Consider the following 21,384-nt stretch of genomic DNA (forward strand, 5'->3'; position numbering starts at 1 on the left):
GGCCGCCTCAGGCATCGATCCCGTTTTTGCAGATCCGGCCGTTGCGCATGATGAGCCGGATATTCCCTTCCTGAGCCAGGCAGGCGATATCTTTCAGCGGATCGCCATCGACAATCAACAGGTCAGCCATCGCTCCCGGCGCCAGGGTACCCAGCCGCCCCTGCATCCCGAGCAATGCCGCGTTGGTCGAGGTCGCCGAGCGCAGAATCTCCAGCGGCGTGCAAACCTCCCGGCGCAGCAGGAACTCACGCGACTGACGTTCCATGAGCGGGCCCAGCAGATCGGTGCCGAAACCGATCCGCGCCCCCGCGCTCCGCAGCATGTCGAGCGACCTCATGGCGTGGCGTTCCACCTCTGCCGCCTTGTCCACCATCGCGCGCGACAGGCCCAGTTGCCCCCCCAGCGTGCGAATGGCATCGATGATGGCCATCGTCGGCACGGCAAAGACGTCATGGGCCACGATGGCCTCGGCGCCGTCCCGCTCCAGCATGGTGGCATGCTCTATCGATTTCACGCCATTCGACACACAGCGCAGCACCGCGTCATTGGTGTGGGCATGGGCCATCACATAACAGCGCCGGGTGGCCGCTTCCTCGACGGCGACGCGGATTTCCTCGACCGCGAACTGGTTCATCCAGATCGGATCGCTGGGCGAAAGCACGCCGCCCGATACGAAAAGCTTTACCTGATGGGCCCCGCGCCGCAACTGTTCGCGCACGGCTTTGCGCATCGCGTCCGGCCCGTCCACCACCATCGCCAGCGCCCCGCAATAGGCGCAGGCGCAGATATCCGCGTGGTTCGGCGCGCGAAGGTCGCCATGGCCGCCCGTCTGGCTCAACGCCAGTCCGGGAAAGAAGAAGCGGGGGCCATCGATCAGCCCGGCTTCGAGCGCCGCCGCCAGGGCGTAATCTCCTCCGGCGGCGTCGCGCACAGTCGTATAGCCACGGGCCAATGCACCTTCCAGGATGGATTTTGCCCGCAATCCCCGCACGACTTCGGGAATCGTATCGATGCGGGCCGGATTCACCTCCATTCCGTAGGCATGGAAATGCGCATCGATCAGGCCCGGCATCACGAAGCGGCCGCCGGCATCGATGGAAGCCCCGCTGTCCGCGAACGCGGCACGAGGACCGATATCGCGGATGACGCCATCCTCGATATACAGCGTGCGCCCCTCGGCGATGTCCTCCGACAGGCCGTCGAAGACCCGGCAATTATGGATCAGCAAGACCATCTGGCATTCCCGCTCCGTCATGAGAAGAAAAGGATCGCGCATGGACGCGACAGGCGTCAAACCCGGTGCGGGGTAGCGGCCCGGCGCGCTCGGGTAGCGCGGGCATCCCCATCACGGCCGTCATTGCGCGGCGAAGGCGCCACGCAGGGCCTGCGACGCCTTCATGATGACGGCGGCGGTCAGCATGGCGTCCAGGCTCGGGATCTGCGTCAGGGAAAGAAGGCCCGTGGTCGATGCCAGGCCGACCGCGCTGCCGGCCGCCCAGGCGGACAGCGCACCGCCACGAAAGCGCGCGGAGGTTCCGGCCGACAGATCCGCCCCCGACATCGAACACGCCATGATCGCGGCGATCGGCGGAAGGGCGATGCTCAGAATCGTCAGGAAAGGCACGAATGCCTGCCCCACCCGCAGCAGGTCCATCAGCAGGCCCAGCGCGGAAACCAGCATCACGACCCACCCGAAGCGCGCCCGTTCGAACTGGGCGGACAGCGAAAGGCTGCCGGAATAGAGGCACGACGACGCATCGAGCCCCGCACCCAGCATCAGGATCGCGAAAGCCGGCGGCCCGTAGCCCAGCACGGTCATCGCCGCCAGCAGGTCCGGCTGGCCGAGCAGCGCCCCCGAAACCGACGACCCGATCAGGATCAACGGAAAAACCACCCCCAGCACGACCATGATACTCGCGCGTGCCGCCACCGGCCTGCGGACGAACCGGCTATAGTCGGGCTGGATGACGATCCCGACCACATAGGCCCCGATCACCGCCGAAACCGCCTGGCCGAACCCCATCGCGACCGCCGGCGCCGGCCTGCCCCCCTGCACGCCCGGCCATGCCAGCGCGACCGATGCCGCCAGCAGCATGGCGCCAAGCGGAATCAGCACGATCCCCAGCCGTTCGAGGCCGACAGTCCCCCTCGACGCGACACCGCCGACAAGGAGCGTCAGCACCATCGACATCAGCCATTCCGGGGTCTCGACCCCGACGAACGACACCAGGGCACCATGGACCGTAGCCCCCATCAGCCCGACCTCGACGGCGTACCAGCCGACAAGTGCCGTGGACACGGCCAGCCTGACGAGCTGCGCGCCGGCGGACCCGAACACCGGCTCGGCCAGGAGCGCCAGGCTCATCCGGCTCTTCGATCCGATCCCCGCCGTCACTCCCCCGACCGCCGCCAGAATCAGGCTGCCCGCCAGAATCGCCTGTACACCGGCCGTCGGAGCCATGCTCCCCATGATCCGGGCACCCAGCGTGAAGGCGGGAAGTCCGCACAACCCGCCCGCCATGATGAAGAACAGCCGCCACGCACTCCCCTGTGCCGAAGCAGGGACGATCCCGTGGGCATAGCTTTCGGAGAGCGAACCGGGGACTTCATCGGATGCCGTCATCGGGAAAACTCGAAGAAAGCGATGGTTATGCTGAACAGCCAGGGGGAGCGCGCGGTCATCACCGTCAGAAGGACGCGCGCGCTTCGACGCCATAGGTCCGGGGCTCGGCCAGCCAGCCCAGATCATACGCGGCCCCTGAGAATGCCTTCGGGTTGTAATCCTCGAAATATTGCTCGTTCGTCAGGTTCTTGCCCCATACATAGACCGAGTAGTTCCCCCATTTGAGACCGAGCCGCGCATTCACCAGGTTGATCTGCGACTGCACGTTGAGGTTGTCGACCTGCCAGTATTCATGGCCCCGATGTTCGAAGTCACCGCGCACGAACCCGTTGAGGTCGCGCCATAGCCGGCGCTCGTACTGCAACGCGACATTCAGTTTCCACGGGATCGTACGCGGCGTGTAGTTCCCGATCACACCGGCATAGCTTGAACTTTTGACGACTTGGGAATGCGTCGTCCCCAGCCCCGCCGAAAAGGTCAGGCCCCGTGCCAGAAGGGCCTGAAGCTGCACTTCCCCGCCATAGATATCCGCCTTGTCGATATTGCCGATGATCTGCGAGGCCGTGGCGACGTCGACATAGAAAAATTGGAAATTCCTGTCTTTCTCGTAATAGAAAGCACCATTCAGGGTCAGCCTGTTATCGAGCCACGCGGTCTTGAACCCGAGTTCGTAATTATCGAGATGCTCCGCCTTGAACGGCGCCACGGGAACCCCTGGTGCGTTGAACCCGCCGGGGCGGAACCCTTCCGAATATGTGGCATAGAGCAGATGGTTCGGCGTGAAGTGCCATGTCAGGGTCACGCGCGGCTGGGGCCTGCTATAGGTCTTGGAGCGTTGCGAACCGTCCGACAGGTCGGTCTGGTTCCTGTTGATGGAATCGTAGCGCGTCCCCGCCGTCAGCGTCAGATGCTTCGTGATGTCATATTCCATCTGGCCATAGGCCGCCCACGCATAATCCTTGTCGAATTCATTGTGGTCGATGATCACGAGCGAAGGATCGTTATATTGGTCCCTGGTGTGGTTCAGGTCGAAAAACCCCTTGGTCTGCAAGGCGCGGTCCTGATGATTGTAGTAGAATCCGGTCACCCACCTGAAAGGCCGGTCCTGCCGCGACGTCAGGCGAACCTCCTGGCTGATCCCCCGATACGCCAGGTCCTGCCCCTGTCCAACGGCTCCCAATCCACCAAGACCCAGCGGATTCTGCTTCAGATTCGAGAAGTCGAGATCCCCGCGATTGGCATCGGCAAGGTCGGTCAGGCCAGTGATGGTCGTCAGTGTCGCAAATCCGAGCTGGGCATCCAGCTTGACCGTCGCGTTGGCGACATGCCCCCATGATGCCCCCTCGAGATCGCTGCTAGGGCGCGCGAAATCATTGGTCCCGGTGACGATGCTGTCCTGCTCCGCTCCCGCCTTGAACCAGTTGTAGTGAACACGGAAATCCATGCTCAACCAGTCTGTCGGCAGCGCAATGATCCGCCCCTGCACCGAGTCGTTATGATTGATATGGTCGACATTGCGATCCAGATACGTGTTGCGGATCAGGCCGCCGAACCCGTCCGAGCCGCCGGAAAGCCTGAAGAAGACCTTGTCCTTGACCATCGCCCCCGAAAGCCCGGCCAGCCCCTGGTAATAGGCCCCGTTGCCATAACTGCCCTGAACGAACCCGTGATACGCATTCGTCGGCGGCTTGGTCGTGATGACGGTCGCGCCACCCAGGGCACCGTTGCCGAAAAGCGCCCCCTGCGGCCCGCTCATGACTTCCACGCTCGATACGTCGACCATATCGAGAAAGGCTTCCTTCTGATTGTTCTGCGGCACGCCATCGACCACGATCTGCAATGGCGATGTCGAATTATTGACCTCCTGAAGGCCACGCACGACGATAAAGCTGTTCAGAAAATCGTATGAATGCGCCATATTGACGTTGGGAATCAGGTTTAACGTATCCTGGGTCGTTCGGGCCGTGGCATTCGCCAGTTCCTCACCGGAAATCACCACCGACTGCATCGATTTTTTCTGTGCCCGGTTTTTCAGGGCATTATGATCGGCCGCCACGACGATATCTTCGCCCACGACCGTCGCTGCCTGTTTTTTTCGCGGCACCGACGCCCTGCGCCCGGCCGTTGACGATGCCCCGTGGCCCGATGGCCGCACGGAAGGGCTCTTCCCCGCCACTTCGTCGTTCGACCATGCCGTGATGGGCAGACAGACAATCGCTGCGATTTGCAAAAAGACCGGAAATAAGGGGCGATTGCGATGCACTTTGCCTGTCTCCCATAATCTGTAGCCGTTGGCTCCGGAACACGATCCGCGCGGCAGCGCGTCGAAATAAGAAAATAGAGTCGCGGCTTTCCATTCGGCACTTCGTCGTTTCGATGAAACCGGCAAGTACAGCACGACAATCGATCTCTCTTCTGAGCTCCCGCCCGGCAGCTCGACTACTGAAGAGGCTATACGCGAAGAGCATCGCGATGCGAGGCGCGTCTTGGGTAGAGAGGCCCAAAGTTTGGGTAGCGTAATGAGCCCACTTGCCGGTGCCGGGTTGCCCTGAACCCGTCATGCCCATCGCCGTACCATCCGCGCAGATCGCGGCCAGAGCACATTGTCCTCGCGGAATATGTGTATAGGGGCTGGCGCCCCCGACCGGCCTCCAAGGCATGGCAGTCGGGCACGTGGCGCGTTATGCTCTCCCCATGCCGATCCTGCCCTATATCGTCGCCGCCACCTTCTTCATGGAGTATCTCGACTCCACCATCATCGCCACGGCGCTGCCGGCGATGGCGCGCAGTTTCCATGTCGGCCCCAACGAACTCAGCCTGGGCATGACGGCCTATATGCTGACGCTGGCGGTCTTCATCCCGATCAGCGGCTGGATGGCCGACCGTTTCGGCTCGCGCACCATCTTCGCCACCGCCGTCACCATCTTCACCGCCGCCTCGGTCCTGTGCGGCTTCGCCGGCAGCGTGCCCATGTTCGTCGCCGCCCGGGTGCTGCAAGGGCTGGGCGGCGCGATGATGGTGCCGGTCGGGCGCTTCATCGTGGTGCGCAATACCGAGACCAGCCGCATGATCCAGGCCATCTCCACCATCACCTGGCCGGCGGTGGCCGCCCCCGTCATCGGCCCCACGGTCGGCGGCATGATCGTGACGTTCACAAGCTGGCACTGGATCTTCTTCATCAACCTGCCGCTGGGCCTGGCGGTGCTGGGCGTCATCTTCGCCGTGGTGCCGCAGCAGTTCGGCGAGCGCCGCCCGCTGGACTGGGCCGGTTTCGTGCTGGGCGGCGTCTCGCTCACCGCCATCCTGCTGGGCACCGAGCTGGCCAGCAACACGCAGGCCAGCCCCATCCTGGCCAGCCTGCTGTTCGGCGGCGGCCTGCTGCTGGGCACCATGACCCTGCGCCACGCGGCGGGCCAGGCCCATCCGCTGCTCGATTTCCGGCTGATGCGTCACCCCACCTTCGCCATCACGGTGCTGGCGGGCACGCTGTCGCGCCTGACGATCGACGCCATCCCCTATCTGGTGCCGCTGCTGCTCCAGATCGGCTTCGGCCTCACCGCCTTCCATGCCGGCTCGCTGATGCTGGCCTTCGCGCTGGGCAATCTGGGCATGAAGATGTTCACCACCCGCATCCTCCAGCGCTTCGGCTTCCGCGCCACCGCCGCCATCAACGCGGCCTTGGGGGCGCTGTTCGTGCTGCTGGCGGGCACGATGGTGCCGGCCACCCCGGTCACGCTCCTGCTGCTGGTCCTGCTGGGCTGCGGCGTCACGCGCTCGATGCAGTACACGCTGCTCGCCACCCTGGGCTATGCCGATATCGGCGCCCAGGAAAAGGGTGCCGCCAGCACGCTGCTCAGCGTCAGCCAGCAGATGTGCATCGGCATGGCCGTCGCCTTCGCCGCCCTCACCCTGCGACTGACCGCGATCCTGCGCGGCGAACACCCCTCCACCGACGCCTTCACCCCCACCGATTTCCACTGGGCGTTCCTGGTCGTCGCCATCCCGCTGATCCTCTCGATCCCCGGCTATCTGCGCCTCGACCGCACCGCCGGCGCCGCCCTGCGCCAAGCATCCTGATCACGACCAGTCGGAAAAAACGCCCGACCTCAACGCGGCACGCATTGCCGCCCTGCCCACTCCTGCTGGAACAACCACCGCGATTCGCACGTATAAACGCCATCACACGACCTGATGGAGTTTGGAAGATGCGGCGATTTATGATGTTCGGGGCCGTGATGATCACGCAGGGCATGGCGATTGTCCCGGCCGGAGCGCTGGCTCAGGCCTATGTCGGTGATAACGCCGCCGGCTATGCCCCGCCCACCACCAATCCTTCCTATTACGATCCGTCGGGGGGCGATCAGGGCGGGACTTATCCCTCCGGACAATACGGCTATCCCCAGCCCCCTGCGCAGCCGTACCCTGCACAGCCCTATCCGCCGCAGCCCTACTCCGTGCCGTCCTCTCCCGCGCAGCCCTATCCTGCCCAGCCGGTTCCCCCGCAGGTCGCGTCACCTGATTCGGTCTGCCCCAATGGGCGGTTCTTCGATCACATGACGAAAACCTGCGAAAGTCCCTGACGCGCGCCCGCGGTCCTAATTCTGCCGCCAGGGCAGGCCGTCGGCCTTCCACCCGGCCTTGGAGCCCCGATGCCCCTCGGCATCCAGCGGCCCCTCGAATCCGCCCGCCACGTTGAACACATGCGCAAACCCCGCCATCCGCGCCGCCATGGCGGCCGAATGGCTGCGCGCGCCCGAGCGGCAGATGAAATGGATCTCATGCTCCGGCGTCAGCCCCGCCGCCTGGAGTTGCTCCAGGAAACGCGGATTCGGCTGCCCGCTGAGGCCCTGCCACGAGACCGGGATCACCTGCTTGCCGACCGACGCCAGGTCGGGCAGGCCCACGAACATCCATTCCGCGTCGGTGCGCACATCGACCAGTTGCGCCTGCGGGCGGTTTCCCAGCGCGTCCCAGGTCTGGGTGGGGGCTACGTCCTCGATCATCTTGTGTCCCATCGCAAGAATGCACATTGTGCGCCTGACGGCCGCCCGGCCCCGGCCGGGCGCATTCCGGCGGCATAGGCCGCCACGCACGTTGCGGAGAAGGTGCTGCGTTATGGGCCAAAGTGCAAATCCCGCCCCGATCGGCTGGACGACCTCGTCCCCCGACATGACTGCCGCGATCGGCCACACGCCGCTGATCCGCCTGCGGCGCGCGTCGGAACTGACGGGCTGCGAGATCCTGGGCAAGGCGGAATTCATGAATCCCGGCGGCTCGGTGAAAGACCGCGCCGCCCTGGCGATCATCGACGACGCCGAGCGGCGCGGCGTGCTCAAGCCCGGCGGCACGGTGGTCGAGGGCACGGCGGGCAATACCGGAATCGGGCTCACCCTGGTCGCCAACGCGCGCGGCTACCGCTCGGTGATCGTGATGCCGGAGACCCAGAGCCAGGAGAAGATCGACTTCCTGCGCATGATCGGCGCCGATCTGCGCCTGGTGCCGGCCAAGCCGTTCCGCGATCCGGGCAACTACGTCCACGTCTCCCGCCGCCTGGCCGAGGAAACGGGCGCGGTCTGGGCCAACCAGTTCGACAATCTCGCCAACCGCGAGGGCCACCGCGCCACCACCGGCCCCGAGATCTGGACCCAGACCCAAGGCAGGGTCGACGCCTTTACCTGCTCCTGCGGCACCGGCGGCACGCTGGCCGGCATCGCGCTGGGGCTGGAGGATTCCGCCCGCGCCGAAGGCCGCGCCCGCCCCCGCATCGTGCTGGCCGACCCGGAAGGCTCGGCCCTCTACGGCTGGGTAAAGTCCGGCGACATGAGCATCAGCGGCGGCTCGATCACCGAGGGCATCGGCCAGTCCCGCGTCACCGGCAACCTGGAAGGCATCGCGATCGACGACGCCGAGCGCATCCCCGACGCCGAGGCGCTGGACCTGATCTACGAATTGCTGATCCACGAGGGCCTGTCGATCGGCGGCTCGTCGGGCATCAACGTAGCATCGGCCATCCGCGTGGCGCGCCAGATGGGCCCCGGCCACACCATCGTGACCATCCTGTGCGACGGCGGCAGCCGCTACCAGTCCAAGCTGTTCAATCCCACCTTCCTGCGCGAGAAGAATCTTCCCGTCCCATCCTGGCTCGCCTGAGACCCTGACCTAAAATGCGCGCTGGCGGCATGTCCGCCGCGCGTTTCCTGCATTTTCGGTGCTCACCAGCCCGGATTTCCGGCCAGGCGCCCGCAAAAGCATAAAATTTCCCCATCTTTTCAAAAAGACGAAACACGGCATCCCCTTCGCGCGTAAGGCATCCAGTCACGCCCTCCCCCTTGCCGAGAGGCGATTCCCTGCCAACGGGGGCGGCGCGACGGACAATATTCCCGGACACGACAGTCCGGCCCGCGAAGGTTACAGAGAACCGATGCTCGAAGATGCGTTACTGCTCGACGCCGGCGGCAACCCCCTCGTCCAGAAGCACAATCCCCATTCTTCCGACTGGGAGGAAGTCAGCGCGTTCTGCCGGCAGGTCTACATGCCCTACCGCACGCGGCCGCTGGTCCGCACCCTCATGCCCGACGCCACGATGTATTCCGTCGAAACCGGCGGCATCGTCGCCACCCGCTTTTCCTACGGCGTCCCGGTGCATCTCTCGGATTTCGATCCCAAGGCCGGGCGCGTCCTGGTCCTGACCACCCTGCGCGGCAGCATCGAACACGCGGCCGGCCGAGGCGAAAGCCTCTTCACAGGCCCGGGCGAGAGCTTCGTCGCCGATTGCAGCCGCACGGAATACTGGCTCAAGGCCAGCGCGGACCATCTCCAGTTCAACCTCACGATCGGCCACGACATGCTGGCGGCCACCGCCCAGCAATGGTTCGGCTTTCTGCCCAATGACGCCTTGTGGACAACGAAGGTCCGTTTCGGCGACCGGGATTCCTCCTGGATCGCCCTGCTCGACTACGTCACCCGCACCCTCGGCCGCACGGCCCGTCCCGGCACGGGCGAGCGCATCCGCGCCCGCATCGCGGAAACCGTCTGCGTCGAACTCCTGCAACACTGGGCCGACAGCGCCGGCATCGACCTTAACCGCACGAGCGCCTGCGCCGCGCCCTTCTACGTCCGGCGCGCCGAGGATTTCATGCGTGAAAACGCGGCCGCCCTGCCCACCATGACCGATGTCGCCATGGCGGCCGGCGTCAGCGTGCGCGCCCTGTCCGGCGCCTTCCGGCGCTACCGCGACACCACGCCCAGCGCCTTCCTGCGCGAACAGCGCCTGCTCGGCACCAGGGCGGAACTGCTCGCCGCCGGCCCCGGCGAGACGGTCGGCGCCATCGCCAGCCGATGGGGCTACGTGAATTTCAGCGAATTCGCCCAGGGCTTCCTCAGGCGCTTCAACGAACTGCCCTCGGCCACGCTCGCCCGCGCTCACCACGCATTGAAGCGCGCCGCCGCATAGAGCCTGACCGCAAATGCGCGCTGGCGGCGTGTCCTCCGCGCGTTTCCTGCGCTTCGCGGCGGACGGCCATCAAGGCCGCTCCGCTCCGATGCTCGGAAACACACGACGGGCACGGCCCTGACGGGCCGCTCTCGCTCACCAGCTCACATTTGCGATCAGGCTCACAAACCTGCCGATCCGAGACAGCCCCTGCCGACAGCAGGCAGATAACCGCACCGCCCCGGTCGCATTGTCCCCGCATCCATCCGGTTTTTACGGGACAGCCATGCACGCAACGGCGAAAACACAGTGCGACGCCCTCCTCTCCGAAATCGTGCGGGGCGAGGACAGAATCCCCGGCCTCGTCGCCATGGTCACCGACCGCCGGCAGACGCTCTACGAGGGCGCCGCCGGCGAACGCATGCAGGGCGGCGGCACGGCCATGACGACGGACACGGTCTTCCGCATCTTCTCCTGCACCAAGGCCATCGCCGCCGTCGCCGTCATGCAACTGGTCGAGGAAGGAAGGCTCGATCTCGACGCCCCGGCCAGGATCCACGTTCCCGAACTCGGCGCCATACAGGTCGTGGAAGGCTTCGACAGAAACGGCACGCCCAGGCTCCGCCCGCCGAAACGCGAGATCACGGCGCGCATGCTCCTGCTGCATACGGCCGGCTTCGGCTATGATTTCTTCAACGAGCCCTACCGCCGCCTCGCCGAATCCGGCCGGCTCCCCAGCGTCATGTCCGCCACCAGAGCCTCCATCACGGCCCCCCTCCTGTTCGATCCGGGAGAACGCTGGAATTACGGCGTCAATATCGACTGGGCCGGCCAGATCGTCGAACGGATCACCGGCACCCGCCTGGGCACGGTGCTGCATGAACGGGTGTTCGTCCCCCTGGGCATGCACAATACCGGCTTCACCCTCACCCCCGCCCTGCGGCGCCGCCTGGCCACGATGCACCAGCGCGAGCCGGACGGCACGCTCACCCCCCTCCCCGATTTCGAACTGCCGCAGGAGCCCGAACTGCACATGGCCGGACACGGGCTCTATTCCACGGTCGGCGACTACATGCGCTTCATCCGCATGATCCTCAATAAAGGCCAGGGCGAGAACGGGCGCGTGCTGAACGCCGAGACCGTCGCCATGATGGCCACCAACGGACTGGGCGCGCTGAAGCTCCCTCCCCTCCGGAGCGTGATTCCCACCCTGTCGAACGACGCGGAGTTCTTCCCAGGCATTTCCAAATCATGGGGCTACAGCTTCATGATCAACGACGCCACCGCCCCCACCGGCCGCCCGGCCGGCGCCCTCGGCTGGGCGGGGCTGGCCAACCTGTATTACTGGATCGACCGCCGGAACGGCCTCGGCGGCTTCTGGGCCACGCAGATCCTGCCCTTCGCCGACGGCCCCTCCTTCCAGGGCTTCATGGATTTCGAAAGCACGATCTACGACCTGCACAACGTCTGAACGAGGTCCCACGCAACAGGCACCGGCAAGACAGACAACAGGAACGCGCACCCGGATCCGCACGCCCGACATTGCACGACGGGGAATATGCTCTATCGTGAGGCATCCCGACCGGAGCCCGCATTACGTGCCAGTCGACGCTGAACCGAACGAACCCGCCGCCTCGGCCGGCGGCATCCTGACCATCGACCTGGCCGCCCTCGCCGACAATTACCGTCTGCTGCGCGACCGGGTCGGCCCCGCCGTCACCTGCGCCGCCGCCGTCAAGGCCAACGCCTACGGGCTGGGCGCCGCACGGGTGGTCCCGGCGCTGCACCGCGCCGGCTGCCGTACCTTCTTCGTCGCCCACCTGGCCGAAGGCGCCGCCATCCGTCCCCTGCTCGGCCCCGACAGCACGATCTTCGTCCTCAACGGCGCCATGCCGGGCACCGAACCCGCCCTGCACCAGGCCGGGCTGGTCCCGGTGCTGAACAGCCTGGAACAGATCGCCCGCTGGCGCGCGCTGGCCCGCCAGACCGGCACCGCTCTCCCCGCCGCGCTGCAACTCGACAGCGGCATGTCCCGCTTCGGCCTGTCGGCCGAAGACCTCGACACGCTGCTGGCCCAGGACGACCCGCTGGCCGGCCTCACCCCCAGACTGGTCATGAGCCACCTGGCCTGCGCCGACGAACCCGCGCACCCGGCCAACCACGCCCAGCACGCCGCCTTCCAGCGCCTGCGCGCACGCCTGCCCGCCCTGCCCGCCAGCCTGGCGGCGTCCTCGGGCCTGTTCCTCGGCCCCGACTGGCATTTCGACATGGTGCGCCCCGGCGCCGCGCTGTACGGCATCAACCCCACCCCGGGCCAGCCGAACCCGATGCGCCCGGTCGTCCGGCTCCAGGCGAGAATCATCCAGACCCGCCAGATCGGCCCCGGCACGGCGGTGGGCTACAGCGCCGGCTTCATCGCCGACCGCCCCAGCCGGATCGCGACGCTGGCCGTGGGCTACGGCGACGGCTTCCCCCGCGCCATCGGCGGCCGGGGCCACGCCATCCTGCCCGCCCGGCCGGAGATCATGCTGCCGATCGTCGGCCGGATTTCCATGGACTGCCTGGCGGTCGACGTCACGGCGCTGGACGACGCGCCCCTCGCCGCCGGCACCGCGCTGGACCTGATCGGCCCCCACCATCCGCTCGAAGACGCCGCCGACGCCGCCGGAACCATCGGCTACGAACTGCTGACCGGCCTGGGCGCGCGCTACCATCGCCTCTATCGCGACGACATATCAATGCGCGCAAATGGCGAGGACATATCAACGCGTGCCGAAGGCGAGGACATTTCGCCACATGGCCGTCGCGACGCCGCATCACCGCAGGGAGAGAATGCGTGAAGGTTATTGTCCTGGGCGCCGGGGTCATCGGCACCACCACCGCCTGGTATCTGGCCAGGCAGGGTCACGAGGTGACCGTCATCGACCGCCAGCCCGCCGCCGCGATGGAGACATCGTTCGCCAATGCGGGCCAGGTCTCGCCCGGCTATTCCACACCATGGGCCATGCCCGGCCTGCCGCCGAAGGCGCTGGGCTGGATGCTGAAGAAGAACAGCCCGCTGGTCATCCGCGCCCGCCTCGACCTGGCAATGCTGCGCTGGATGACGCAATTGCTGGCCAACTGCAACGCCCATGCCTACGACGTCAACAAGGCGCGGATGCTGCGGGTGGCCGAATACAGCCGCGACTGCCTGACCGACCTGCGCGCGCAAACCGGCATCACCTATGACGACCGCCAGAAGGGCCTGATCCAGCTTTTCCGCACCCAGTCCCAGCTCGACCACGCCCACGACGACATGCGCCTGCTCACCGAGAGCAACATCCCGCACGAACTGCTCGACGTCACGCAGATCGTGGCGCGCGAACCCGGCCTGGCCCACGCCAGCCACCTGCTGAAGGGCGGCCTCTACCTCCCCGGCGACGAATCCGGCGACGCCCATATGTTCACCCAGCGCCTGTCGCAGAAAGCCGAGGAACTGGGCGTCACCTTCCAGTACGAAACCCGCATCGAGGGGCTGGACGCCAGCGCCACCGAGATCATGGGCGTCCGCACCTCCACCGGCCGCATCACGGGCGACGCCTACGTGCTGGCCCTGGGCAGCTACTCGCCGCTGATGCTGCGCCCGCTGGGCATCAGCCTGCCGGTCTACCCGGTCAAGGGCTACTCGCTGACGGTCCCGCTGACCGACGAGGCCCGCGCCCCCAGCTCGACGGTCAATGACGAGAGCTACAAGGTCGCCATCACCCGCCTGGGCGACCGCATCCGCATCGGCGGCACCGCCGAACTGACGGGCTACAGCCTGCGCCTCAGCCCCGACCGCCGCCGCACGCTGGAACTCTCCTTCTCCGAGCTGTTCGGCGGCGGCGACCTTGGCCGCGCCACCTACTGGACCGGCCTGCGTCCCAACACCCCCGACGGCACCCCGGTCATCGGCCTGTCGGGCCGCTTCGGCAATCTGTGGCTCAACACCGGCCACGGCACGCTGGGCTGGACCATGGCCTGCGGCTCCGGCCAGCTCCTGGCCGACCTGATCACCGGCCGCCGCCCCGCCATCCCGCACCTCGACCTGTCCATCGACCGCTACACGGCCTGAACCAGACGATCACACAGGCGCGCCGGCCACAATCCGGCACGCCTGCCCCCCTCGGCCCGCGCATGGACCATTCCGGACAACCCGGTCTATCACGATAGAAAGCACTGTCCCGGAGACGATTTTGAGTATCGAAAAAACCCTGTTCGCCGCCGCCGACAAGATGCGCGGCGCCATGGATGCCGGAGAATACAAGCATATCGCCCTCGGCCTCCTGTTCCTGCGCTACGTCTCCGAAGCCTTTGACCGCCGCCGCGCGCTGATCGTCCAGGAGGGCGGCGACCCGGACGACAGCGAGGAATACCTGGCCGAAAACACGTTCTTCGTGCCGCCATCCGCCCGCTGGTCCACCCTCGCCGCCAAAGCCAAGGATGCCCGCATCGGCATCATGATCGACGACGCGATGCGCGAGATCGAGGCCGAGAATCCCAGCCTCAAGGGCGCCCTGCCCAAGGTGTTCGGCAAGGAGAGCATCGACCGCGCCATGCTCACCGGCCTGATCGACCTGTTCTCCAACCTCAAGCTGGCGGGCACCCCCGACGATTTCGACCTGATCGGCCGTATCTACGAATATTGCATCGGCGAATTCGCCGGCAACGAGGGCAAGCGGGGCGGCGAGTTCTACACCCCCAAATCCATCGTCAATACGCTGATCGAGATGATCGAGCCCACCCGCGGCCGAGTCTACGACCCCTGCTGCGGCACCGGCGGCTTCTTCGTCCAGTCGGAAAAATTCATCGAGGCCCATCAGGGCCGCAGCGAAGACATCGCGATCTACGGGCAGGAACGAAACCACACCACCTTCGGCCTCGCCCGAATGAACCTCGCCATCCGCAGCATCTTCGGCGATATCCGCTGGAATTCCGAAGGCACGCTGCTGCGCGACGAATTCCCCGACGAGCGTTTCGAATACATCCTCGCCAACCCGCCCTTCAACATTTCCGACTGGTCCGGCAACCTGCTGCGCGAGGACCATCGCTGGCGCTTCGGCGCGCCCCCCGTCGGCAACGCCAATTTCGCCTGGATCCAGCATATCCACGCCCACCTGTCCGCCACCGGCATCGGTGGCGTGGTCATGGCCAACGGCTCCATGTCCTCCATGTCCAGCGGCGAGGGCGAAATCCGGCAGGCCCTCGTGCAGGGCGACGCCGTGGACTGCATGGTCGCCCTGCCGGGCCAACTGTTCTACGGCACCCAGATTCCGGCCTGTCTGTGGATTCTGGCGAAGGACAAATCCAACGGCGTCGCCATGGACGAGAAACTGCGCGACCGGCGCGGCGAGATCCTGTTCATCGACGCGCGCAAGATGGGCGCGCTGGTACCCGGCTCGCGCAAGCAGAAACAATTGTCGGAAGAAGAAGTCCACCGCATCGCCGCCACCTACCATGCCTGGCGCGGCGAAGCGCGCGAGGGCAATTATGAAGATGTCTCCGGCTTCTGCAAATCCGCGACCCTGGAAGAGATCGCCGCCCACAATTTTGTCCTCACACCCGGACGTTATGTCGGCGCAGGCGCAGCCGAGGAAGATGACGAACCGTTCGAGGAGAAGTTCGAGCGGTTGATGGAGACTCTGCGAGAGCAATTTGCGGAAGGACAACGGTTGGAAGGCGAGATTGAGGCTCGACTGGGGATGCTTGGATGAAAACCCTTGCCGAAGCCATAGGCGGCGCCAAGCGCATTATCGGTGGCCCCTTTGGCTCGAAGCTCACCACACGGGATTACTCAGATTGTGGCGTCCCTGTAATTCGTGGCTCGAACATGGAAATTAACGGACGCTGGGTTGGGGGGGAGTTTGCGTATGTCTCGCAGCAGAAACTCGATCGGGATCTCGCAACAAATGTTGCAAGACCGGGAAATATAATCGTTACTCAACGCGGAACACTCGGACAAGTATCTATTATTCCAGACAAAAGTGTAATATCAACATACGTCGTATCACAAAGTCAAATGGCGATTGACATAGACCATAAAATTGCGAATAGAGACTTCGTTTATTACTACCTTCGCTCCTCGGAGTTCACAGAACACTCGCAGAGACAAACAATACAAACAGGTGTACCTCATATTAATTTAGGTATCCTGAGAGAAGCTCCTGCCACGTTCCCTCCACTTTGCGAACAGCACGAAATCGCCACCACCCTCGGCGCACTAGACAACAAAATCGAGCTAAACCGCAAAACAGCGGCAACGCTGGAAGAAATGGCGCGAGCGCTCTATCGCTCGTGGTTCGTGGATTTCGACCCGGTGTACGCCCGCGCCGAAAGCCGCGCCCCCTCTCACATGGACGCTGCTACGGCTGCGCTTTTCCCGGATACCTTTGGTGAAAATGGGCTACCAATGGGGTGGAGGATTTCGAGTATCGGTCAAGAACTGGAAATTCTAGATTCTCGACGTATCCCGCTCTCAAAAACTCAGCGCGCCCAAAAAGCCGGAAACATCCCCTATTACGGCGCAACATCAATAATGGATTATGTAAATCAGCCCCTTTTCGATGAGGAATTACTCCTCATTGGTGAAGATGGCTCTGTAGTTAGATCAAATGGAACACCGTTCACTCAATATATATGGGGACCATCCTGGGTCAACAATCATGCACATGTACTGAAAGGACGCCGCTTCTCCGTTCCGCAATTAAAATGTTATTTTGACCAAGCCGAAATTTCTGGTTTCGTTAATGGCGCTGTGCAGGCGAAACTCAATCAGGCAAATATGAAGAAAATACCTTTCGTAGAAGCGCCTCCGAATGTGCATTCAGCTTTCGATGCGGCTGTAGTGACATGGTTTGCGGGTATTCGCTTGGCCATTGACCAAAACCGCACCCTCGCCAGCCTGCGCGACACCCTTCTCCCCCGCCTCATGTCCGGCGAACTCCGCGTCCCCGCAGCCCGCGAGATGATTGAGGAGATCGCCTGATGTATCGCGTGGACCGTGCCAGCAACCGCATCTCTCGCCTCACGCAGAAGCGCTTCTGCGACCTTGCCCTGCGCGAGCGCGACCATCTACAGGAATGGCTCGTTCATCAGCCCGATGCTTTGGGCGAAGACCTGCTGATCCTGCAAAAGGAATTCGACGGTTTCGACGAAACCAGAGAACGGCTGGACCTGCTGGCTCTCGACAAGGAAGGCAACCTTGTCGTGATCGAAAACAAACTGGATGATTCCGGGCGGGACGTCACTTGGCAGGCATTGAAATACACAGCTTATGTGTCCACCCTGAAAGCAGGCCAGATCGTCGACATCTACCAGAAATACCTGGACCGCTATTGTGGTGGCGGCTCGGCGAGCGAACGGATCTGCGATTTTCTGGAAGTCGAGGAGCTACAGGAAGCGGGCCTGAACCCCGGAAACGGCCAAAGAATGGTTTTCGTCGCGGCACATTTCAGGCGTGAAGTGACGGCAACGGTTATGTGGCTTATCAGCCGAGGAATCCGGGCACAATGTTTCCGCGTGACACCCTTTGCATACGCCGAAGAACTATTCCTTGATCTCCAGCAGATCATCCCCCCGCCTGAAGCGGCAGACTACATGATCGGCATCTCGTCGAAGGAAGTCGAAGAGACCGCCGCACAGGGAACACGGCAACGCGCACATGAATTGCGTCTCCAGTTCTGGACGCAGGCTTTGGCACGCCTGCAGGCGGACGGCATCGGGCTTTATGCAAATATCAGTCCGTCCAGGGATCATTGGCTGAATGCCGGATCAGGCGTGCGGTCATGCCCGTTTTCGATGGTGTTCAGCCATAGCGAGGCTCGGGTTGAGTTATCGCTGTCGCGATTCGAAGCATCGGAAAACAAGTGGCTGTTCGATCAGCTTTTTGCGCGCCGCGCCGAAATAGAAGCCGCCTTCGGCCATCCGCTTGATTGGCGACGCATGGATGACAAGAAGGCTTGCCGCATCGTGTATGCCAAGCCGTTCGATGGCTACAACAAGGAATCCTGGCCAGACATGGTCCGCTGGCTGTCCGTACATCTGAAGGCCCTGGTCGCAGCAATACAGGCACCCCTCAGGCAGGCCGGCCAGTTGCTCGGCCTCCAGGAAGAAGGACAGGAATAATGGCCTGGATCAGCGAGGCGGCGCTTGAAACGCATTTCATGGAAAGCCTCGCCCCGCTGGGCTACACGCTGATGCAGGGTGCCGCCGCCTCACCCGAGGCGCAGCCCCAACTTCGCACCAGCTTTCGCGACACGATCCTCACCCCCGTTCTGCGCGACAGCCTCGAACGCCTGAATCCGGATATCCCCCTCTCTGCACGCGAAGAAGCGGCCCGCCGGATAACGGACCCGGTGTTCGTGTCGGACGTGGTGCAGGAAAACCGCCGCCTGCACGACCTGATGGTGCATGGCGTCCCGGTGACGTTCTTCCGCGACGGCGAGGAACGCCATGCCCGCGTGCAACTGGTGGACTGGGCGAACACGCGCAATGACTGGCGCGCCGTCCGGCAGTTCGACGTGGTGGGCAAGACGGCACGCATTCCCGATGTGGTGCTGTTCCTCAACGGCCTGCCGCTGGTGGTGGTGGAACTCAAGGGCGTGGAAGGGGCCGCGATCAAGGCGGCGTGGAACCAGATCGACACCTACCGCGCCGATATCCCGGACTTGTTCCGCACCAACCTGCTGACGGTCATTTCCGACGGGCTGCATGCACGGTACGGCGCACTCTCGGCGGGTTTCGACCGCTACATGAACTGGCGTACGATCGATGGCCAGACGCTGGTGCCCAAAGGCGCCGCGCTGGACCTGTCCACCCTCACTCAGGGGCTGCTCGCCCCGGGGATATTGCTCGATATGCTGCGCTGGTTCGTGGTGTTCGAGGACGAGGGCAAAGGCCCGGTCAAGAAAATTGCCGGCTATCACCAGTTCCACGCCGTGCGGAAGGCGTGCGACACGATCCTGTCGGCACGCATGAGCGACGGCAGGGGCGGCGTCATCTGGCACACTCAGGGGTCGGGCAAGAGCCTGCTGATGGCGTTCCTGTCGGGCCGGGTGATGCACGACCCGGCAATGGAAAACCCCACGCTGCTGGTGCTGACCGACCGCAACGACCTGGACAATCAGTTGTTCGCCACCTTCGCTCGCTGCAAGGATCTGCTGGGCGAGGAACCGGTGCAGGCCGAGAAAACCGAGGACCTGCACCGCCTGCTGGATCGCAATGTCGGCGGCATCATCTTCTCGACCATCCAGAAATTCCGCCCGGAAACAGGCGAGACCTTCCCGGAACTCACGACACGCTCCAATGTCGTGGTCCTGGTCGACGAGGCACATCGCACGCAGTACGGCTTCGAGGCGAAACTGAACCGGGAGACTGGCGAAATCCGCCACGGCCTGGCCTATCAGTTACGCAAGGCCCTGCCGAACGCGGTCTATATCGCCTTCACCGGCACGCCGGTCGAACTGGTCGGCGCTGACACACGCGGCGTCTTCGGCGATTATATCGACGTCTACGACATCGCCCAGGCCGTGGCCGACGGCGCGACCGTGCCGATCTATTACGAGGCACGGGTGGCGAAGATCACCCTCGATGAAGACATCGCCGCCACGCTGGATGACGATTTCAGCGAGGCGACCGAAACGCTGGCCGAGGACCAGGCCAGCGCAAGCGCCAGGAAATGGGCGCGGGTCGAAGCGCTGGTGGGGGCGGACAAGCGGCTCGACACGGTGGTGCGGGATATCCTGGCCCATTTCGACGCCCGCCTGGAGGCAATGGACGGCAAGGCGATGATCGTCTGCATGAGCCGCCGCATCTGCGCCGAGGTCTATGACCGCATCGTCGCCGCCCACCCCGACTGGCACGGAGAAACCGACGACACCGGCAGCGTCAAGGTCGTCATGACCGGCGCGGCGACCGACCCGGCGTCCTTGCAGCCCCATATCCGCTCCAAAAGCCGACAGGAGGCGATCCGGGGGCGGTTCAAGAACCCGGCCGACCCCCTCAAACTCGTGATCGTACGTGACATGTGGCTCACGGGATTCGATGCGCCATGCATGCACACGCTCTACGTGGACAAGCCGATGAAGGGGCATGGCCTGATGCAGGCCATCGCCCGCGTCAATCGCGTGTTCCGCGACAAGCCGGCGGGTTTGGTGGTCGATTACATCGGCATCGCCGCCGAACTGAAGGCGGCGCTGGCCCATTATTCAAAGACCGATCAGGCCCAGACTGGCATCGACGAGGCAGAAGCGGTCGCGGCGTTTCTCGATGCGCTGGATGTGGCGCGAACGCAATTTCACGGGTTCGACTATTCGGCGGCGCTGCATGGCACGCCGGGCGAACGCCTGGCCGCCCTGCCAGCAGCGATCGACCACATCTTGGCCAAGGACCATGACGGCACGAAGGAAATCAGGCGTTTTCACAACGCGGTCGCAGCATTGGTAAAGGCCTACAAGCTGGCATCGGGAGGTCCCCAGGCAACGGAGCATGCCGAGGAAGTGGCCTTCTTTGCAGCCGTACGGTCCAGCTTGGTGAAACTGGATGCGAGGGGCGGTGGTCATGAAGGCGAGAGCGATTTCGCCATCCAGCAATTGATCAACAAGGCCGTCGCTTCGACAGAGGTCGTCGACATTCTGAAAGCCTGCGGTTTCGATCGTCCCGACATCAGCGTGCTGTCGGATGCGTTCATGCTGGAACTCCAGGCCATGAAACACCGCAACCTGGCGGTAGAGGCCCTCAAGAAGCTGCTGAATGGCGAGATTTCAGCCCGGACCCGAACGAATGTCGTGCAGCATGAGGCCTTTTCGGCGCGGCTGGAACAGGCCATCGCGCGCTACCACAACCGCAGCGTCGATGCGTTGCAGATCCTCCAGGAACTGATCGCGCTGGCAAAGGATCTGCGCAATGAACCCGAAGACGGCCTGAACGAGGCAGAACGCGCTTTCTATGATGCACTGGCGCAGAACGAAAGCGCCGTGCAGGTCATGAGCAATCACGATCTCAGGGTCATCGCGACGGAACTGGTCTCGACGATCCGCAACAACTCAGGCACGGACTGGTGGAAGCGCGAGAATGTGCGCGCACGAATGCGGGTCGCCATCAAGCGGATCCTGAAAAAACATGGTTACCCGCCCGATCTGGCGTCCGAAGCGGTCAAGCTGGTCCTTCGGCAGGCCGAGGCATTGGCCATAGCCTGACCTTGTCGCCAGGCACGCGGCACCCTCTCGAAGGCACGGCCACACCCGAATCGCCAAAAAAAACGGGGGTGGCCAAGCCACCCCCGCTTCCTTCCGGCGACCGGGCCAAAGCCCGC

The 21,384-nt window shown here is 64.2% G+C and carries 16 protein-coding genes; 11 read left to right on the forward strand and 5 right to left on the reverse strand.

Features of this window, described 5'->3' with window-relative positions; genetic code table 11:
- Positions 1-7: 7 nt before the first annotated feature.
- From ACMAUO_RS06700 to ACMAUO_RS06715, 4 genes are all read right to left on the reverse strand, one after another.
- Entirely contained in the window at positions 8-1,234 is a 1,227-nt protein-coding gene (locus ACMAUO_RS06700; RefSeq protein ID WP_420356148.1) for a metal-dependent hydrolase family protein, read from the reverse strand.
- A gap of 120 nt (positions 1,235-1,354) precedes the next feature.
- Positions 1,355-2,623, reverse strand: a complete 1,269-nt coding sequence (locus tag ACMAUO_RS06705) for a purine-cytosine permease family protein (RefSeq protein WP_420356149.1) — start codon at positions 2,621-2,623, stop codon at positions 1,355-1,357.
- A 64-nt stretch (positions 2,624-2,687) separates the two neighbouring features.
- A complete protein-coding gene (locus ACMAUO_RS06710) occupies positions 2,688-4,697 on the reverse strand; it encodes a TonB-dependent receptor (RefSeq protein WP_420356150.1) in 2,010 nt (669 codons plus the stop codon).
- Positions 4,663-5,190 carry a hypothetical protein gene (locus ACMAUO_RS06715; protein WP_420356151.1) on the reverse strand — a complete coding sequence of 176 codons (528 nt, stop codon included), beginning with the start codon at positions 5,188-5,190 and terminating at the stop codon, positions 4,663-4,665. Before ACMAUO_RS06715 ends, ACMAUO_RS06710 begins: the two co-directional genes overlap by 35 nt.
- A gap of 91 nt (positions 5,191-5,281) precedes the next feature.
- Here ACMAUO_RS06715 and ACMAUO_RS06720 point away from each other — a divergent pair, with 91 nt between their 5' ends.
- Complete coding sequence (locus ACMAUO_RS06720) at positions 5,282-6,700, forward strand: MFS transporter (protein ID WP_420356152.1); 1,419 nt, start codon at positions 5,282-5,284, stop codon at positions 6,698-6,700.
- A gap of 128 nt (positions 6,701-6,828) precedes the next feature.
- Complete coding sequence (locus tag ACMAUO_RS06725; protein ID WP_420356153.1) at positions 6,829-7,203, forward strand: hypothetical protein; 375 nt, start codon at positions 6,829-6,831, stop codon at positions 7,201-7,203.
- Positions 7,204-7,218: 15 nt separating this feature from the next.
- On the opposite strand, the gene ACMAUO_RS06730 is transcribed toward ACMAUO_RS06725, so the two are convergent.
- On the reverse strand, positions 7,219-7,626 hold the full coding sequence (locus tag ACMAUO_RS06730; RefSeq protein WP_420356154.1) for a rhodanese-like domain-containing protein: 408 nt from the start codon (positions 7,624-7,626) through the stop codon (positions 7,219-7,221).
- 112 nt (positions 7,627-7,738) lie between these two features.
- Here ACMAUO_RS06730 and ACMAUO_RS06735 point away from each other — a divergent pair, with 112 nt between their 5' ends.
- The 9 genes from ACMAUO_RS06735 to ACMAUO_RS06775 all read left to right on the forward strand — a co-directional run bounded on the left by ACMAUO_RS06735 (position 7,739) and on the right by ACMAUO_RS06775 (position 21,268).
- The gene (locus tag ACMAUO_RS06735; RefSeq protein WP_420356155.1) at positions 7,739-8,773 is read left to right on the forward strand and encodes a cysteine synthase A; all 1,035 of its coding nucleotides are present in this window, start codon (positions 7,739-7,741) and stop codon (positions 8,771-8,773) included.
- Positions 8,774-9,044: 271 nt separating this feature from the next.
- Positions 9,045-10,076, forward strand: coding sequence for a helix-turn-helix transcriptional regulator (locus ACMAUO_RS06740; RefSeq protein WP_420356156.1), 1,032 nt, complete (start codon positions 9,045-9,047; stop codon positions 10,074-10,076).
- Between the two features lie 265 nt (positions 10,077-10,341).
- Entirely contained in the window at positions 10,342-11,526 is a 1,185-nt protein-coding gene (acmB, locus tag ACMAUO_RS06745) for a methyl acetate hydrolase AcmB (RefSeq protein ID WP_420356157.1), read from the forward strand.
- A gap of 127 nt (positions 11,527-11,653) precedes the next feature.
- Positions 11,654-12,895 (forward strand): alanine racemase, encoded by a 1,242-nt coding sequence (alr, locus tag ACMAUO_RS06750; RefSeq protein WP_420356158.1) that lies wholly within the window; start codon positions 11,654-11,656, stop codon positions 12,893-12,895.
- Positions 12,892-14,148, forward strand: a complete 1,257-nt coding sequence (locus ACMAUO_RS06755; protein WP_420356159.1) for a D-amino acid dehydrogenase — start codon at positions 12,892-12,894, stop codon at positions 14,146-14,148. Before alr ends, ACMAUO_RS06755 begins: the two co-directional genes overlap by 4 nt.
- A gap of 121 nt (positions 14,149-14,269) precedes the next feature.
- A complete protein-coding gene (locus tag ACMAUO_RS06760) occupies positions 14,270-15,787 on the forward strand; it encodes a type I restriction-modification system subunit M (protein ID WP_473965174.1) in 1,518 nt (505 codons plus the stop codon).
- Entirely contained in the window at positions 15,784-17,058 is a 1,275-nt protein-coding gene (locus ACMAUO_RS06765; protein ID WP_420356160.1) for a restriction endonuclease subunit S, read from the forward strand. The genes ACMAUO_RS06760 and ACMAUO_RS06765 overlap by 4 nt, the downstream gene beginning before the upstream one ends.
- Positions 17,058-18,197: a DUF4268 domain-containing protein gene (locus tag ACMAUO_RS06770; protein WP_420356161.1), complete on the forward strand. Its 1,140-nt coding sequence runs from the start codon at positions 17,058-17,060 to the stop codon at positions 18,195-18,197. The genes ACMAUO_RS06765 and ACMAUO_RS06770 overlap by 1 nt, the downstream gene beginning before the upstream one ends.
- Positions 18,197-21,268 carry a type I restriction endonuclease subunit R gene (locus ACMAUO_RS06775; protein ID WP_420356162.1) on the forward strand — a complete coding sequence of 1,024 codons (3,072 nt, stop codon included), beginning with the start codon at positions 18,197-18,199 and terminating at the stop codon, positions 21,266-21,268. The genes ACMAUO_RS06770 and ACMAUO_RS06775 overlap by 1 nt, the downstream gene beginning before the upstream one ends.
- Positions 21,269-21,384 lie beyond the last annotated feature (116 nt).

It is taken from the genome of Gluconacetobacter brunescens, from assembly GCF_048695475.1.
In the GTDB taxonomy this organism is placed as follows: domain Bacteria; phylum Pseudomonadota; class Alphaproteobacteria; order Acetobacterales; family Acetobacteraceae; genus Gluconacetobacter.